Consider the following 15,142-nt stretch of genomic DNA (forward strand, 5'->3'; position numbering starts at 1 on the left):
CGGCCGGCTCGGGCGAGCCGGCCGCGACGGCGCGGCGTGCGGGGAGGGACTCACGTGACGCCGCCGAGATAGGCCTCGACCACGCGGGAGTCGGCGGCCAGGTCCGCCGCCGGCCCGTCGAGGACGCAGCGGCCGTTCTCGATCACGTAGCCCCGGTGGGCGATCTTCAGCGCGGCCTTGGCGTTCTGCTCGACGAGCAGCACCGACGTGCCGGCCTCGTTGATGTCGCGGATGACGTCCATGACCGCCGCGACGATCAGCGGTGCCAGGCCCATCGACGGCTCGTCGAGCATGAGTAGCCGGGGCCCGGCGACCAGCGCCCGGCCGATGGCCAGCATCTGCTGCTCGCCGCCGGACAGGGTGCCACCGTGCTGGTCGCGCCGCTCGGCGAGCTTGGGCAGCAGCGTGTACGCCCGGTCGACGCGGCGGGCCAGCTCCTTGGCGTCGCGCACGAGGTAGCCGCCGAGCAGCAGGTTCTCGTGCACGGTCAGGGTGCTGAAGATCCGGCGTCCCTCCGGGACGTGCACCAAACCCCGGCCGACGATCTTGGGTGGGGGTTCTCGGGTGATGTCCGCGCCCTCGTACGCGATCCGCCCGGCGCCGGGCCGGACGAGTCCGGAGACGGCCGACAGCATCGTCGTCTTGCCGGCGCCGTTGTTGCCGAGCAGCGCGACGATCTCGCCCTCGCCCACGGTGAGCGACATCCCGCGCAGGGCCTGGACCCCGCCGTAGCTCACCTCCAGGTCACTCACCTCGAGCACCGCCGACCTCCTCTCTCGCCGCTTCGACCTCGGCCTCGTCGGCGTCCCGCCCGAGGTACGCCTCGATCACCGCCGGATCGCCCCGGACCTCCTCGGGCGGCCCGTCGGCGATCTCCTTGCCGAAGTTGAGCACGACCACCCGGTCGGAGACCTCCATGACCAGGCCCATGTCGTGCTCGATGAGCGCGATCGCGACGCCGAGGTCGCGGATCCGCCGGATCAGGTCGAGCAGTTCGGCCTTCTCGCCGTGGTTGAGGCCCGCCGCAGGCTCGTCGAGCAGCAGCAGCTTCGGGCGGCGGGCCAGCGCGCGGGCGATCTCCACCCGGCGCTGCTCGCCGTACGGCAGGTTCCGGACAAGGCCGGCGCGGTCGCCGCGCAGCGAGACGAAGTCGAGCCACTTGTTCGCCTCGTCGGTGCCCTCCCGCTCGCTGCGGCGGTACCGGGGCGTGTGCAGCAGCGCGTCGACGACCCGCTGCCGCAGCCACAGGTGCGTACCGGCCCGTACGTTGTCCAGCACGGACATCTCGCCGAACACCCGGAGGTTCTGGAACGTCCGGGAGACGCCCTTCTCCGCGATCAGCGACGGCCGCCGCCCGGTCACGTCCGCGCCGTCGATCCGGATCCGGCCCGCCGTGGGCTTGTAGAACCCGGTGACGCAGTTGAACGCCGACGTCTTGCCCGCGCCGTTCGGGCCGATCACCGAGACGATCTCGCCCGCGCCGACGCCGAACGTCAGGCCGTCGACGGCGAGCACGCCGCCGAAGGACAGCCGCAGGTCCTCGACTTCCAGCATCACCGCTCCCTCGATCGATGGGGCCACAGGCCCTGCGGCCGGGCGATCATGACGATGATCAGCAGGACGCCGAAGGCGAAGAACCGGTAGTCGGCCAGGCCGCGCAGCACCTCCGGCAGGAGGCTGATCACGATCGCGCCGAGCACCACGCCGGGCGTCGAGCCCATGCCGCCGAGCACGACCGCCATCAGCACGAGCGCCGACTGCAGGAACGTGAAGCTCGCCGGCGAGATCGCCGACAGCTGGGCCGCGAACAGCACGCCGGCCAGACCGCCCCAGACCGCGCCCGCGATGTAGGCGGCGAGCTTCACCTTGTAGGTGTTGATGCCCATCGCCTCGGCGGCGTCCTCGTCCTCGCGGACGAACCGCCAGGCCCGGCCGATGCGGGACCGGCCGAGCCGGGCCGCGAGCAGCACCGCCACCGCGACGATGACCAGCACGGCGTAGTAGAAGACCACCGGGTCGGACGTCGCGTCGCCGAACAGGCCGGGGATGCCGTAGATGCCGGACGGGCCGCCGGTGATGCTCAGGTTGTTGGCGGTGATCCGGATGATCTCGCCGAAGCCGAGCGTCACGATCGCCAGGTAGTCGCTGCGCAGCCGCAGCGTCGGCCCGCCGATGACGACGCCCGCGAGCACGGTCACGACGATCACCGCCGGAACGGTCGCCAGCAGCGGCAGCTTCAGCTCGGTGGACAGCACACCGCTGGTGTAGGCGCCGACCGCGAAGAACGCGGCGTACCCGAGGTCGAGCAGGCCGCAGTAGCCGACCACGATGTTCAGCCCGACCGCGAGCATGACGAACACGACCGCGCTGGTCATCACGTCCATCGCGTACGGCGTGGCGATGATGAACGGCGCGAGCAGCCCGATCGCCAGGCCCGCCCAGCCGAGGTGGCGGCTCTCCAGGAACCGCGTGACGAACGTCGGGCCCCGGCCCTTCACCGGTTTGACCGGCGGGTCCTGCACGGTGGCGCCGCCGCCCGCGCGCATGCCCGTTTCGTCGCTCATACGCGCTCCGTGACGCGTTCGCCGAGCAGGCCGGTGGGCCGCACGGTCAGGAACAGGATCAGGAAGCCGAACGCGAAGACGTCGCGCCACTGCCCGCCGACGAAGTGCGTGCCGAACGACTCCAGCAGGCCGAGCAGGAGGCCGCCGAGCATCGTGCCCGGGATGTTGCCGATGCCGCCGATGACGGCCGCCGTGAACGCCTTCAGCCCGATGATGAAGCCCATCAGGAAGTCGATCTTTCCGTAGTAGCCGCCGGCCATGACGCCCGCCGCCCCGGCGAGCGCCGAGCCGATGAAGAACGTCCGCGAGATGACCTTGTCGACGTCGATGCCCATGAGCAGGCACGCCTTCGGGTCGAGGGCGATGGCCCGCATGGCGCGGCCCTGCCGGGTCCGGGTGATCAGGACGTTCAGCGCGACCATGAGGACGACGGAGACCGCCATGAGCGCGATCTGCTGCCAGGTGACGCGCGCGCCCAGGACGTTCAGCGAGGTGCCGTCCAGCCGGACCGGGTAGACCTTCGGGTTGGGCCCGGCGACGATGCGGGTGCCGTACTCCAGCGCGAACGACGCGCCGACCGCGGTGATCAGCAGGGACAGCCGGGGCGCGCCGCGCAGCGGGCGGTACGCGATCCGCTCGATGACGACGCCGGACAGTCCGGTCGCCACCATGGTGAGGATCAGCACGACGAACAGGGCGACGAGCGAGGAGGACTTCACCAGCCCGCCCATCGCCCCGAGCATCGCGAACCCGCCGAACGCGCCCAGCATGTACAGGTCGCCGTGGGCGAAGTTGAGCAGCTTGATGATGCCGTACACCATGCTGTAGCCCAGCGCGACCAGCGCGTAGAACGAGCCGACGAACAGGCCGTTCCAGATCAGCTGTGACATTGACGCGGGCCTACTTCAGCGCGTCCTGGAGAACGAACTTGCCGTTCTTGACGACGAGGATCACGAAGCCGCCGCTGGACAGCGTGTGCCGCGGGGTGAACTTCAGCGGCCCGGAGAACAGCTGCAGCCCGTCGATGCCCTCCAGCGCCGTGACGAGCTTGTCGCCGTCGGTGCTGCCGGCCTTCTTGATGGCCTCTGCCGCGACGCGCACCGCGTCGTAGGACTGGGTGGAGTACGGTCCGGGCTCGGCGCCGAACTTCTGCTTGTAGGTGGTGATCCAGCTCTCCGCGCCCTGGATGGTGTCCGGGGTCTGGGTCATCGTGGCGTACGCGCCCTCGGCGGCGGTCCCACCGGCGATCTTGACGAGCTTGGCGTCCACCGAGCCGTCGCCGACCATGAACTTCCCCTTGTACCCGGCCTGCTTCAGCTGGCGGAGGATCAGGCCGCCCTCCTGGTAGTAGCCGGTCCAGTAGATGAAGTCCGGGTTGGAACGCAGCACGTTGGTGATGTTCGCGGAGTAGTCGGACTCGCCGGGGGTGACCGCGTCCAGCGTCGCCTTGTCGGGGCCGCCGGGCTTGTCGAGCTCGGCGGCGGTGCGCACCGCGATGTCCTTGGAGTACGAGGTGTTGTCGTGCAGGAGCGCGACCTTCTTGGCGCCGCTCTTGGTCACCCAGGCCATCGCGGCGGCGGCCTGCTGGTCGCCGGTGCCGTTGACGAAGAAAACGTGCTTGAGCTTCTGGTCGACCAGCTCGGTGGAGTTCGCCGCCGGGATGATCATGGGGATCTTGCGGCGGTCGAAGACCGGCAGCGTGGGCAGGGTCGCGCCCGAGCAGTAGCCGCCGACCGAGACCGCGACGTTCGCGGCGACCAGCTTGTTCGCGGCGGCGACCGCCGTCTTCGGGTCGCACGCGTCGTCCTCGGCGCGCAGCTGAAGCTTGCGGCCGATCACGCCGCCCTTCGCGTTGATCTCGTCGATCGCCAGCTGGGCGCCGTTCTTCATGTACGGGCCGATGTCGGCGCTGCTGCCGGACAGCGGGATGTCCATCCCGAGCAGGATGGGGCCCTTGTCCTTCTTGCTGTCGCCGCCGAGCACGCCCTGGCCGCAGGCCGAGGCGGTCAGAGCGGTCGCCGCCAGCGCGACGCCGAACGCTGCTTTTCTCATAACGATCTCCGGTGTGACAGGTAGGGGGAGATGGCGGCGCGGCCGGGATGGCCGCGTCGCTTCGGGGACGGTCGGGGTCAGGAGAGTGGGGTCACAGCAGGAACCCCTCGGGGAAGGGGTCGTCGGGGTCGAGGAAGTACTGCGCGGTGCCGGTCACCCAGGCCCGGCCGGTGATCGCCGGCACGATCGCGGGCCGCGAGCCGCCGACGGTCGTCTCCTCGGTGATCCGGCCGATGAACCGGCTGCCGATGAACGACTCGTTGACGAAGTCCTGACCGGGCGCCAGCTCGCCGCGCGCGTGCAGCTGGGCGAGCCGCGCCGAGGTGCCCGTGCCGCACGGCGAGCGGTCGAACCAGCCGGGGTGGATCGCCATCGCGTGCCGGGAGTGCTTCGCGTCCGAGCCCGGCGCGACGAACTGCACGTGGTGGCAGCCGGTGATGTCGGGGTTCTCCGGGTGCACCGGAAGGCGCTGCTCGTTGATCGCGTCCATCATCGCCAGGCCGGCGGCGAGGATGTCGTTCTTGCGGGCCCGGTCGAACGGCAGCCCCACGCGCTCGATCGGCAGGATCGCGTAGAAGTTGCCGCCGTAGGCCATGTCGTACGTGACGGGGCCGATCCCCGGCACCTCGACGGTCTGGTCCAGGGCGTCGGCGAACGACGGGACGTTCTGGATCGTCACGCTCTTCGCCGCGCCGTCGCGCACCGCGACCTCGGCGACGACGAGCCCGGCGGGCGTGTCGAGCCGGATCGTCGTGACCGGCTCGGTGACCGGCACCATCCCGGTCTCCACCAGCACGGTGGCGACCCCGATCGTGCCGTGCCCGCACATCGGCAGGCAGCCGGAGACCTCGATGAACAGCACGCCGTAGTCGGCGTCCGGCCGCGTCGGCGGCTGCAGGATCGCGCCGCTCATCGACGCGTGCCCGCGCGGCTCGTACATCAGCAGCGTGCGGATGTGGTCGAGGTGCTCCATGAAGTGCGCGCGCCGCTCGAACATCGTCGCACCCGGGATGACGCCGACCCCGCCCGTGATGACGCGGGTCGGCATCCCCTCGGTGTGCGAGTCCACGGCGTGGAACACGTGCTTGCTACGCATTGCTCTCCAGGTGCGCGGCGGCCTCCGTGGCGGCCCGCACGGTCGCGGCCTGCTCGTCCGTCAGCGGCAGGCGGGGCGGGCGGCACGGTCCGCCGTACCCGCCCATGACGTCCATGGACAGCTTGATGGCCTGCACGAACTCGGTCTTGGAGTCCCAGCGCAGCAGTGGGTGCAGCGCCCGGTAGAGCGGCAGCGCCCGCTCCAGGTCGCCGGCGACGGCCGCCCGGTACAGCGCGACGCTCGCCTTCGGCAGGGCGTTCGGGTACCCGGCGATCCAGCCCTTCGCGCCCGCGATGGCCAGCTCCAGCAGCACGTCGTCCGCGCCGATCAGCAGGTCGAGCTCAGGGGCGAGCTCGGCGAGCCGGTACGCGCGGCGCACGTCGCCGCTGAACTCCTTGACCGCGACGATGTGCCCGGCCTCGTGCAGGCCGGCCAGCGTCTCCGGGGTCAGGTCCACCTTGGTGTCGTGCGGGTTGTTGTACGCGACGATCGGCAGGCCCGCCTTCGCCACGTCGGCGTAGTGCGCCTCGACGATCCGGTCGTCGGCGCGGTAGGCGTTCGGCGGGAGCAGCAGGACCGCGCCCGCGCCCGCCTCGGCGGCCTGCTCGGCCCAGCGCCGCGACTCGGCCGAGCCGTACGCCGCGACGCCCGGGACGACCCGGTCCCCGCCGATCGCCTCCACCGCGATCCGTACGACCCGCTCCCGCTCGTCGTCGGTGAGGTTCTGGTACTCGCCGAGCGAGCCGTTGGGGCACACACCGTCGCAGCCGGCGTCGACCAGCGCGCGGACGTGCTCGGCGTACCGGTCGAAGTCGACCGACAGGTCCTCTCGCAGCGGCAGCGCGGTAGCGACGAGGATGCCGTGCCAGGGCTTACGGGGGGCAGTCATGCGGTTCTCCCTGATGTGATGTGACATTTCACGTTCTGCTGAGCGTGGCCGTCAAGATGTCCCCGGACTCGTGATACGTCCGTTATGCCGGGTTAATCGGATGGTTCCCGCGCCGGTACGACGCGGAACGGTCAGGATCAGTCGTCGGCGAGGTCGCGCAGGCGTACGGGCTGGGCGATCGGCCGTCGGGCCGCGGCGAGCAGGTCGTCCGGGCCCGGCGACCGGCCGCAGGCCGTGGCGGTGAGCCAGGAGGTCGCGTAGCCGCAGACCCTGCCCTGACACCACCCCATGCCCGCGCGGCTGAGCAGCTTGGCCGACCGCGGATCGGTGGCCCCCAGCCCGGTCGCCTCGGCGAGCCGCCCGCGGGTCACCTCCTCGCAGCGGCAGACGAGCGTGTCGTCGTTCAGGCGGCCCATCCATCCCGGGCGGACCGGGTACGCCTCGTGCATGGCCTCGGCGAACGCCCGCAGCCGCCGTCGTCTCGCCAGCAGCCGGCTCACGTGGGCCGGGTCCGGCGCGATCCCGCCGGCCGCCTCGGCGACCGCGAGCCCGGCCAGTTCTCCCTCCACGAGCGACAGCTGCGCGCCGCCGACACCGGTGGTCTCCCCCGCCGCGTACACGCCGGGCACGTTCGTGCGCTGGGCGACGTCGACGGCGACGACCGGGCTGCCGTCGGTGTCGACGCGGGTGGCGCAGCCGAGGTGGAGCGGGATCTCCAGCTGCGGGGTGAAGCCGTAGCCGACCGCGACCGTGTCGCATTCGATGACCCGCTCGTCCACCGGAGCCCAGTCCCGGTCGAGCCGCGCGACGGTGACCGCCTCGACGCGGCCGTCCCCGTGCGCCGCGACCACGGCGTGTCCGGTGCGGTACGGGATCCGGTGCCGCGCCAGCGCGGCGGCGTAGCCCGCGCCCTCCCAGGCCTTGCCCGGGTGCCGGGCGAGATGACGGGCGAAGCCGTACGGCCGGTTGCTCTCGAAGACGCCCACGACCGTGGCGCCGGCCCCGGCCAGGCCGGTCGCGACGGGGAACAGGAACGGCCCGGTCCCCGCGACGACGATTCGCTCGCCCGCCGTGACCCGGTCGCCCTTGAGCAGGGCCTGCGCGCCGCCCGCGGTGAGGACGCCCGGCAGGTCCCAGCCGGGGAACGGCAGCGACCGGTCGTACGCCCCGGTGGCGACGATCACCGACCGCGCGTCGATCCGTACCGGCCGCTCGTCGCGGTCCCCCGCGAGCGCGTGGACGGTGAAGCCGTCCTCGACGTGCCACACCCGGTGGCCCGGCAGGTAGGTCAGCCGGTCGAGCGCGTCGCGCAGGCGGACGAACGCGTCCCAGCCGTGGTGAAGGCCGCCCGTCTCGGCCGCGTGGTGCCGGTAGTACTGCCCGCCGGGGCGCCGTCCGGCGTCGACGAGCGCGACGTCCAGCCCGGCCGTCGCCGCCGTCACGGCCGCGGCCAGGCCCGCCGGCCCGGCCCCGATCACCACCACGTCACGCATCGGGGCCACCGCCCTCGACGACGTCACCGGGCCGCGCCTCGACCATGCAGGCCCGCAGGGACGGACGCCCGTTGACGGTGATCAGGCAGTCGAAGCACACGCCGATCCCGCAGAACAGCCCGCGCGGCCGCCCGCCGAACCGGGTCGTCCGCCAGGACCGGATCCCGGCGGCGGTCAGGGCGGCGCCGATGCTCTGGCCCGGTTCGAACGGCACCGGCCGCCCCTCGAAGACGATCTCAGTCACGTGGCCTCCTTTCTCTCCCAACCAACCCACCCCGACCGACCTCCCGGCCTCTCCCAACCAACCTGTTCTTCCCGACCAACCGGCCCCGACCGACCTCCCGGTGTCGGCCGACCTCCCGGCGTCGGAGGAGTGACCAGGCAGGCTGTGCTTTCGATTCGCTCGCTCCGCTCACTCATGGTTCTCCGGAAAACGGTCGGGGCGGAACGGTGCCAGGTCGAGGTCGGGCCGCGCGCCGGTCAGGGACTGGGCGATCAGGTGACCGGTGGCCGCGGCCAGGCCGATTCCGGCGCCCTCGTGACCGCAGGCGTGGATCAGGCCGTCGGCGCGCGGGTCCGGCCCTATGACCGGCAGGTGGTCGGGGCAGTACGGCCGGAACCCGCAGTAGGCGCGGATGGCCGCGACGTCGCCGAGCACCGGGAACAGCCGGATCGCCTGGCGAGCGAGCCGCCGCAGGGCCGGCAGCGACAGCGTCCGGTCGAACCCCACGCGCTCCCGGCTGGCGCCGATCAGGATCGTCCCGGACGGCGTGCCCTCGACGACCGCGGACGACTCCAGTCCCTCGTCGTCGCTGGCGACGTTCGCGACGTACTCGGCCGCGTACACCTTGTGCCGGATCAGCGGCGGCAGCGGCTCGGTGACGAGGATGAACCCGCGGCGCGGCAGGATCGGGACGTGCGCCCCGGCGAGGGCGGCCACCTCCCCGCCCCATGTCCCCGCGGCGTTCACGACCGCCCCGGCGCCGAGATCCCCGCGGTCCGTGCGCACCCCGGTGACCCGGTCGCCGTCGCGCAGCATCCCGGTCACGGTGACGCCCGTTCGGACCTCGGCCTTCGACGCGCGCAGCAGGTGCGCGGCGGCCAGCATCGGCTGGACCTGCGCGTCCTGCGGATAGAACATGCCACCGGCCAGGTCCGGGGCCAGGTTCGGCTCGTAGCCGGGAAGGTCGGCCGCCGGCACGGGGGCCGCGTCGACTCCGGCGGCGCGCTGGCGTGCCGCCAGCTCTTCCAGCCCGGCGACGCCCTCCTCGGTCTCCGCGACCACGAGCCCGCCCTTGGCCTCGTACTCGAAGGACGCGCCGATCCCGTCCTGGGCGGCCAACTCCGCCCACAGCGCCGAGGAGAGCAGCGCGAGGTCGAGCTCAGGGCCCGGCTCCTTGTCGGAGACGAGGAGGTTGCCCTCTCCCGCGCCGGTGGTGCCGCCGGCCACCGCGCCGCGCTCGACCACGGTCACGGTCAGCCCGGCCCGCGCGGCGTAGTACGCACAGGCGGCTCCGACGACGCCGGCGCCGACGATCACCACGTCAGTGCTGCTCACGACCGGTAAAATGTCACATTGTTCGCGGAGGCACAAGAGTGTGCGGACATGACTCATGGTAAGAGCCGGGCCCGGAGGTCCGTCAGGCCGCGCGGTGTACGAGGCGGCCGAGCGGCACCAGCAGCACCGCGAGAATGAAGGCGTCGCACACCATCGCCGACATGTGGGCACGGATCCAGTGCCGCCGGTCGCCCGCGCCGCGCAGCAGCCGGAACGAGGACCGGTGGACGGAGTAGCTCTTGATCGAGCAGAGCGCCAGTCCGAGGATGGCCCCGACGGTCGCGTAGGTCCCGACCGCGTCGGTGACCTTCACCCCGGCCGGGAGCGGGTCCTGGGCGATGGACAGGAACCCCAGCAATGTCGCCCACAGCGCGGCGACTCCGGTCCTGGCCAGCGCCACCTCCAGCAGTTCACCGGCGGTCGCGTCGTCGCGGAAGCGCCCTCCGAGGCTCATGGCGCGCAGCTCGGCGACGATCAGGGCCCGGGCGAAGACCCAGACCGCCACGACGCCGACCACGGTCGTCGCGTCGGCCAGCCACCACGGCGGGTCGGACCGGATCCAGACCCGCTCGGCATCGGGCCAGGTCAGGAGGAACAGGCTGAGCGCCGCGACGAGGATGATGTACGGCGCTCGACGCGCATCGCCGCCGGCGGCGGGGGCATCGGCATCCCGGGCACTGGGATCGCGCGCACTGGCATCCGGGGCCGGGCGGCCGGGCCTCGGCCTGTCCGCTGCCCTCGGAGCGGTGCCGGTCGAGGTGGCACCGCTCGATCCCGCACGGCGCCGTCGCGACCGTCCCCCCACGGGCATCCCCTCCCCGAACCCTCCAGACCGGGGACGAACCTACACCGGACCACGCCCGTTACGAGCCGGAGCGAACCGTGTGGGCGGTGAGGTCCTCCGCCGGGCGGAGGACCTCACCGTGAGATCCCGTCAGGCGCGGGAGGCCTTGTAGTTACGGAACAGCAGGTGGGTGTCGATGATGTCGGACGACGCGCTCTTGATCGACCGGTAGATCCCCCACTTGGGCCGGACGTAGTCGCCCTGGTCGGGGATGTTGACGTTGGACATGCTGCCGTCGGCCACGACGGGCGCGCTGGAGCCGGTGCCGTTGCGGGCCACGAAGCGGGCCTTGCCCTTCGAGCCGATCGTGAACGTCCACTCGACCGTGATCCACTTGTCGCGCAGCGGGGCGAGGTTGGTCGAGGCGATGTCCGGCGATCCCGACATGCTGTACGCGCGGGCGTGGAACGTCTCGGTGCTGCCGCTCCGGCCCAGGTCCAGGGTGATCCAGGGCCCGCCGTTCGTGGCCGGCGTCTTGAGCTGGAAGATGTGCGTGAACTTGCTGGTGCCGTGCAGCGTGGACGGCATGTACATCTCGTACGAGATGGTCCAGGTCTCGCCGTTCTTCATCTTCAGGGCCGTGCCGTTGGACACCATGCCCTTGGACTCGGTCCGCTGCCGGTCGTTGTCGCCGGTGCTGTCCAGGTCGTCCTTGTAGATGTCGAACCGGTAGTGGTCGCCCTCGACGTAGACGTACTTGCGGCCCGGGTGCTTGCCGGCCCGGTCGGCCTCGATGCCCTCGAACGCCTTGAGCCCGTCAGTGGACGGGTCCGGCGACCAGAGCACCTGCGCGGCCGCCTTGGCGCCGAGCGCCTGGCTGCCGGCCGTCAGACCACCGGCCGAGGCCGAGGCGCATCCGGTCAGCGCGATCGGCGCGACCATGGCGGCGACGGCGAGCGAGCCGAGCAGGCACCGCCGTCCGTACCGGGGAGATGAGAAGCGATCGGTCACGGAGACTCCTTCGCTGGCGCGCGAGGCGGGTGAGGTACGCCGCCACGCGACGGGGCGGGGGACCCCGAGCCGCGCGGTGAAACGGCCGGCTCAGGGGCGTGTGCGCCCATGCAATCATCGGAGGGGTCTTCTATCAACAAGGTTTCCTAAAAAAGAACGATCGCCCGCGACGATGCCCCCGTGAACGGTGGATACGTGCGCTGCTTCGCTGGAGATGCTCCGTTCCGTGATGCGTTCGGCCGGATGCGGGGACCGCATCGTCGCTCCTAGGCGAGCACACCACCGAAAGCGATTCATCGGATGTCTACACCAGGCCACCGCCTTTACAATGTAGATTAATATCACTTATGGTATTCAGTCGATCACTATTCGCTGTTACCGTGGTGCGGTGACCTCCGAACCCCTCTCGGGCCGGCACGCGCCCGGCGACTTCGACCTCGCCCGTGACATCTCCGGCGGGCCGCCTGCGGCCCTGGTCGAGCAATGGCGGCGAAGCGACCGGACCGCTGCGGACGCGCGGCGCCTCCTGAGCGCGTACGCGATCGAGGGTTACAGCGTCGTGTCGGACTCGGCGGGGCTGACCCGGCTCGGCGAGCGGCTGACGCTCCTCGAGGTGCTCGCGATCATCGACCGACCCAAGCGGATCCTCCACGCGTACGGCAGGGCCGTCGGCGGCCGGGCGATCGGCGTGTGGGCGGCCGACAACGGCCAGATGTTCCACCCGGGCGAGACCGACGCCGCGACGGTGCTGTCCGCACTGCTGACCGTTCAGGACGAGATCCGGCGCCACTGCCGGGTCCGGATCGGCATCGGCGTCCACCACGGGACCTTCAGCGCGCTGCCGGGCGGCCTGTACGGCGCGGAGGCCGACGCGATCGAGGACCTCGCGGAGAACCACGTCGCCGGCGGCGAGATCGTCGTGACGGAGGCGGTGGTCGAGCGGCTTCCGGCCGGGCACCCCTTCGTTCTGCGGCGCGCGGACGAGTCGGCCCATCCGCTCGCCGCCGTCCATCGGGTGCTCGACGGGCCGCGCCTGCGCGACGTGCGCCCGGTCGAGGACGAGCGCTATCCCATTCCCTACTCCCCCGACCTGCACGCCGACCTGCTCCGCCTGGAGGAGCGCCCCGGAGACGTCGCGCTCCTGGCGGAGCTCACCGCCCGCCACCTCCGCGACGGCACGGTCGTCCTGGCCGAGCGCGGCGGCGCCCCGGCGGAGACGCCCGACGTCGCGCTGCTGCGCGGGCTGACCCTGTCCACCCTGATGCGGGAGACGGGTCTGCGGCTGCTGCCCCCGCGCGACGCCACCGAGATCAAGGTCGCAGGGCCGCTGGCGATCTATCTCTTCGACGAGCCCCAGCCCGCGGTGCGCTTCGCGCTGCGGCTACGCGCGGCCCTGGCCGACCACGAGATCGTCTCCCGGATCGGCGTGGACACCGGGCCGGTGCTGACCGGAGAGACGCCCGGCGGCGGCCGGGACATCGCCGGCGCGCCGGTCAACGTCGCGTCGAAGATGGCCCAGGATCTCGGCCGGCCGGGCCACGTCTACCTCAGCGAGGCCCTGCGCGGACACACCGGCCTGGCGTCCTTCGCCTCGGTCGAGAAAGTCGTCTCGGGCGTGCGCATCCGCTACTTCGAGGGATGAGCCTCGGTTCAGCGCAGGTGGCGGGCGAGGAAGTCCTCGGCGCGACGCCAGGCGCGGGCGGCCGGCTCGGCGTCATAGAACATCGGCGCCTTGCGGTTGTGGAAGGCGTGCCCCGCCTGCTCCTCGACGTGGATCTCGACGTCGGGCCGCTCCGCGACGGCGGCCTCGATCCGGGCGACCTCCGCGCGTGGGATGTACGGGTCGCTGCCGCCGAAGTGCAGCTGCAGCGGCCGTTCGATGGAGTCCAGGAGGCCGAGCTGTTCCGGGACGGCAGAGCCGTAGAAGGAGACGACGGCCGCCGCGGTGCCGCGCGCGGCGAGGGCGAAGGCGATCGAGCCACCGAGGCAGAACCCGACGACCCCCACCGGGCCGTCCACATCGGGAAGGCCGGCGAGGTGGTCGAGGGCGGCCGCCGCGTCGGCCACGCCCTGCTCGACGTCGAAACGCTGGGCCAGCTCGACCGACTCCTTGAGGCCCGTCTCGTCGTGCCCGGAACGCCAGCCGGGCCGTATCCGCCAGAACAGATCCGGTGCGGCGGCGACGTATCCCAGCCGGGCGAGATCCTCGGCGACCGCCTCGATGTAGTCGCTGACCCCGAAGATCTCCTGAATGACCAGGACTCCGGGCCCGGTGCCGCCCTCGGGCAGCCAGACGTTCAGGTCGAACGCACCGCCGGGAACCGTCACCTGCTCGACACGTGAAGTCACGGCGCCCAGCGTAAATCACGCCGAGGAGGGCGGCCGGTCCGGTCCCGGCGGGCGGCGACCCGAGCCGGACCCTCCTGTTCGATGATCTCCGGGCACGACGCCACGGCGCTCCGGCCCCGGCCGGCGGCCTGGGCCGGCGGCCTGGGCCGGCGGCCTGGGCCGGCGGCCTGGGCCGGGCTCCCGTCCGATGACCCCCGGTCCGGCCCCGACCGGCGGCGGCCCGGGCCAGACACCCCCGTCCGAAGACCCCGGGTCCGGCCCCGGCGGGCGGCGACCCGAGCCGGACCCTCCTGTTCGATGATCTCCGGGTCCGGGCCCGACCAGCGGCGGCCCAGCCGGGCACTCCCGTTCGAGGACCCCTGGCGCGACGCCACGGCGGCTCCGGCCCCGGCCGATGGCCCGGGCCGGACTCCCGTCCGCTGGCCCCGGTGGGACGCCGCGGCCCACGGCGCTCCGGACGCGAGCGGCGCAGCTGTGGTTCGGCGGTGGTTCAGCGCGGCGACGAGCCGCCGGCGGACCGACGCTCCTCGGGCGGCCGGTAGCAGTAACCGACCCGCCGCACGGTCACCAGACGCCTGCCGTGCCGCCCGAGCTTGCGGCGCAGCCGATGGACGTGGACGTCGACCGTTCTCGGGACGACCACGCCCGCGCCTTCCCAGACGGTGTTCATCAGGTGGATCCGGGTGAACACCTTTCCCGGTCGCGCCGTCAGGTAGTCCAGCAGCTCGAACTCCTGGAACGTCAGTGACACCTCCGTCCCGTCCACCCAGACGCGTCTGGCGTCGCGCTCGACCACCAGGTCGTCGGGCTCCTCTTCGAGACGGTGCCGGCTCACCGCCGGATGCCCGGGCGTACTGAGGGCCGCCATCGGCGTCCCGGCGTCCGCCGCCGGCAGGAGATACGCGGTGATCACCATCACCTGGCCCGTCTCGGGGATCGGGATCACCTCGAGCAGGCCGCCCGGCGGCACGTCGCCGCCGATCGCCGGGAGTATGTCGCCGAGCCCGCGCGGATCGTCCTCCTCGAGGCCGGGGGCGAGCTTCGCAACCTGAAGTCGTGACATCGACTGACTTCCTTCATTCCCATGGGGTACGGATCTTCAGGGGCAGGGCGTGGGGGACGCACACAGGGCGCTGGCCTGCCGGCACAGATCGACGTGCCGGCGCACCGTCAGGGGAACGTTGCGACTCACGATTCCAGACTGGAGAGTAATTCCTACTTTGTCAACAGGAAATATCAACAATGAACCCGGTCACGCGACCCCGTCGATCGGGATGAGCCGACGGGATAGGGGTAGTCCCCGTCAGTGGACCGGATGGGTCGCCCGAAGGGCACCGGCGGCCGCG

General features: G+C 72.0%; 16 protein-coding genes. 1 reads left to right on the forward strand and 15 read right to left on the reverse strand.

The window, feature by feature from the left end:
- Window positions 1-50: 50 nt before the first annotated feature.
- From ABEA24_RS11155 to ABEA24_RS11210, 12 genes are all read right to left on the reverse strand, one after another.
- The gene (locus ABEA24_RS11155; protein ID WP_345430646.1) at window positions 51-761 is read right to left on the reverse strand and encodes an ABC transporter ATP-binding protein; all 711 of its coding nucleotides are present in this window, start codon (window positions 759-761) and stop codon (window positions 51-53) included.
- Entirely contained in the window at window positions 745-1,554 is an 810-nt protein-coding gene (locus ABEA24_RS11160; protein ID WP_345430647.1) for an ABC transporter ATP-binding protein, read from the reverse strand. Before ABEA24_RS11160 ends, ABEA24_RS11155 begins: the two co-directional genes overlap by 17 nt.
- A complete protein-coding gene (locus tag ABEA24_RS11165) occupies window positions 1,554-2,564 on the reverse strand; it encodes a branched-chain amino acid ABC transporter permease (protein WP_345430648.1) in 1,011 nt (336 codons plus the stop codon). Before ABEA24_RS11165 ends, ABEA24_RS11160 begins: the two co-directional genes overlap by 1 nt.
- Window positions 2,561-3,454: a branched-chain amino acid ABC transporter permease gene (locus ABEA24_RS11170; RefSeq protein ID WP_345430649.1), complete on the reverse strand. Its 894-nt coding sequence runs from the start codon at window positions 3,452-3,454 to the stop codon at window positions 2,561-2,563. Before ABEA24_RS11170 ends, ABEA24_RS11165 begins: the two co-directional genes overlap by 4 nt.
- A 10-nt stretch (window positions 3,455-3,464) precedes the next feature.
- Window positions 3,465-4,616: a branched-chain amino acid ABC transporter substrate-binding protein gene (locus ABEA24_RS11175; RefSeq protein WP_345430650.1), complete on the reverse strand. Its 1,152-nt coding sequence runs from the start codon at window positions 4,614-4,616 to the stop codon at window positions 3,465-3,467.
- Between the two features lie 91 nt (window positions 4,617-4,707).
- The gene (locus ABEA24_RS11180; protein ID WP_345430651.1) at window positions 4,708-5,712 is read right to left on the reverse strand and encodes a 4-hydroxyproline epimerase; all 1,005 of its coding nucleotides are present in this window, start codon (window positions 5,710-5,712) and stop codon (window positions 4,708-4,710) included.
- Window positions 5,705-6,601 carry a dihydrodipicolinate synthase family protein gene (locus tag ABEA24_RS11185; protein ID WP_345430652.1) on the reverse strand — a complete coding sequence of 299 codons (897 nt, stop codon included), beginning with the start codon at window positions 6,599-6,601 and terminating at the stop codon, window positions 5,705-5,707. Before ABEA24_RS11185 ends, ABEA24_RS11180 begins: the two co-directional genes overlap by 8 nt.
- A gap of 137 nt (window positions 6,602-6,738) precedes the next feature.
- The gene (locus tag ABEA24_RS11190; RefSeq protein ID WP_345430653.1) at window positions 6,739-8,094 is read right to left on the reverse strand and encodes an FAD/NAD(P)-dependent oxidoreductase; all 1,356 of its coding nucleotides are present in this window, start codon (window positions 8,092-8,094) and stop codon (window positions 6,739-6,741) included.
- Window positions 8,087-8,338, reverse strand: coding sequence for a (2Fe-2S)-binding protein (locus ABEA24_RS11195; protein ID WP_345430654.1), 252 nt, complete (start codon window positions 8,336-8,338; stop codon window positions 8,087-8,089). Before ABEA24_RS11195 ends, ABEA24_RS11190 begins: the two co-directional genes overlap by 8 nt.
- A 168-nt stretch (window positions 8,339-8,506) precedes the next feature.
- On the reverse strand, window positions 8,507-9,652 hold the full coding sequence (locus tag ABEA24_RS11200; protein ID WP_345430655.1) for an NAD(P)/FAD-dependent oxidoreductase: 1,146 nt from the start codon (window positions 9,650-9,652) through the stop codon (window positions 8,507-8,509).
- Window positions 9,653-9,734: 82 nt separating this feature from the next.
- Window positions 9,735-10,457 carry a hypothetical protein gene (locus ABEA24_RS11205; RefSeq protein ID WP_345430656.1) on the reverse strand — a complete coding sequence of 241 codons (723 nt, stop codon included), beginning with the start codon at window positions 10,455-10,457 and terminating at the stop codon, window positions 9,735-9,737.
- A 129-nt stretch (window positions 10,458-10,586) separates the two neighbouring features.
- A complete protein-coding gene (locus tag ABEA24_RS11210; RefSeq protein ID WP_345430657.1) occupies window positions 10,587-11,447 on the reverse strand; it encodes a hypothetical protein in 861 nt (286 codons plus the stop codon).
- A gap of 388 nt (window positions 11,448-11,835) precedes the next feature.
- On the opposite strand from ABEA24_RS11210, the gene ABEA24_RS11215 reads away from it, so the two are divergent.
- Complete coding sequence (locus tag ABEA24_RS11215; RefSeq protein WP_345430658.1) at window positions 11,836-13,089, forward strand: hypothetical protein; 1,254 nt, start codon at window positions 11,836-11,838, stop codon at window positions 13,087-13,089.
- An 8-nt stretch (window positions 13,090-13,097) separates the two neighbouring features.
- Here ABEA24_RS11215 and ABEA24_RS11220 read toward each other — a convergent pair whose 3' ends face one another.
- The 3 genes from ABEA24_RS11220 to ABEA24_RS53470 all read right to left on the reverse strand — a co-directional run bounded on the left by ABEA24_RS11220 (window position 13,098) and on the right by ABEA24_RS53470 (window position 14,988).
- On the reverse strand, window positions 13,098-13,796 hold the full coding sequence (locus tag ABEA24_RS11220; protein WP_345430659.1) for a dienelactone hydrolase family protein: 699 nt from the start codon (window positions 13,794-13,796) through the stop codon (window positions 13,098-13,100).
- 490 nt (window positions 13,797-14,286) lie between these two features.
- Complete coding sequence (locus ABEA24_RS11225) at window positions 14,287-14,859, reverse strand: winged helix-turn-helix domain-containing protein (protein WP_345430660.1); 573 nt, start codon at window positions 14,857-14,859, stop codon at window positions 14,287-14,289.
- Window positions 14,860-14,895: 36 nt separating this feature from the next.
- Window positions 14,896-14,988, reverse strand: a complete 93-nt coding sequence (locus tag ABEA24_RS53470) for a putative leader peptide (RefSeq protein WP_425551169.1) — start codon at window positions 14,986-14,988, stop codon at window positions 14,896-14,898.
- Window positions 14,989-15,142 lie beyond the last annotated feature (154 nt).

Origin of the sequence: Actinoallomurus vinaceus, from assembly GCF_039542055.1 — a bacterium.
GTDB lineage: Bacteria > Actinomycetota > Actinomycetes > Streptosporangiales > Streptosporangiaceae > Actinoallomurus > Actinoallomurus vinaceus.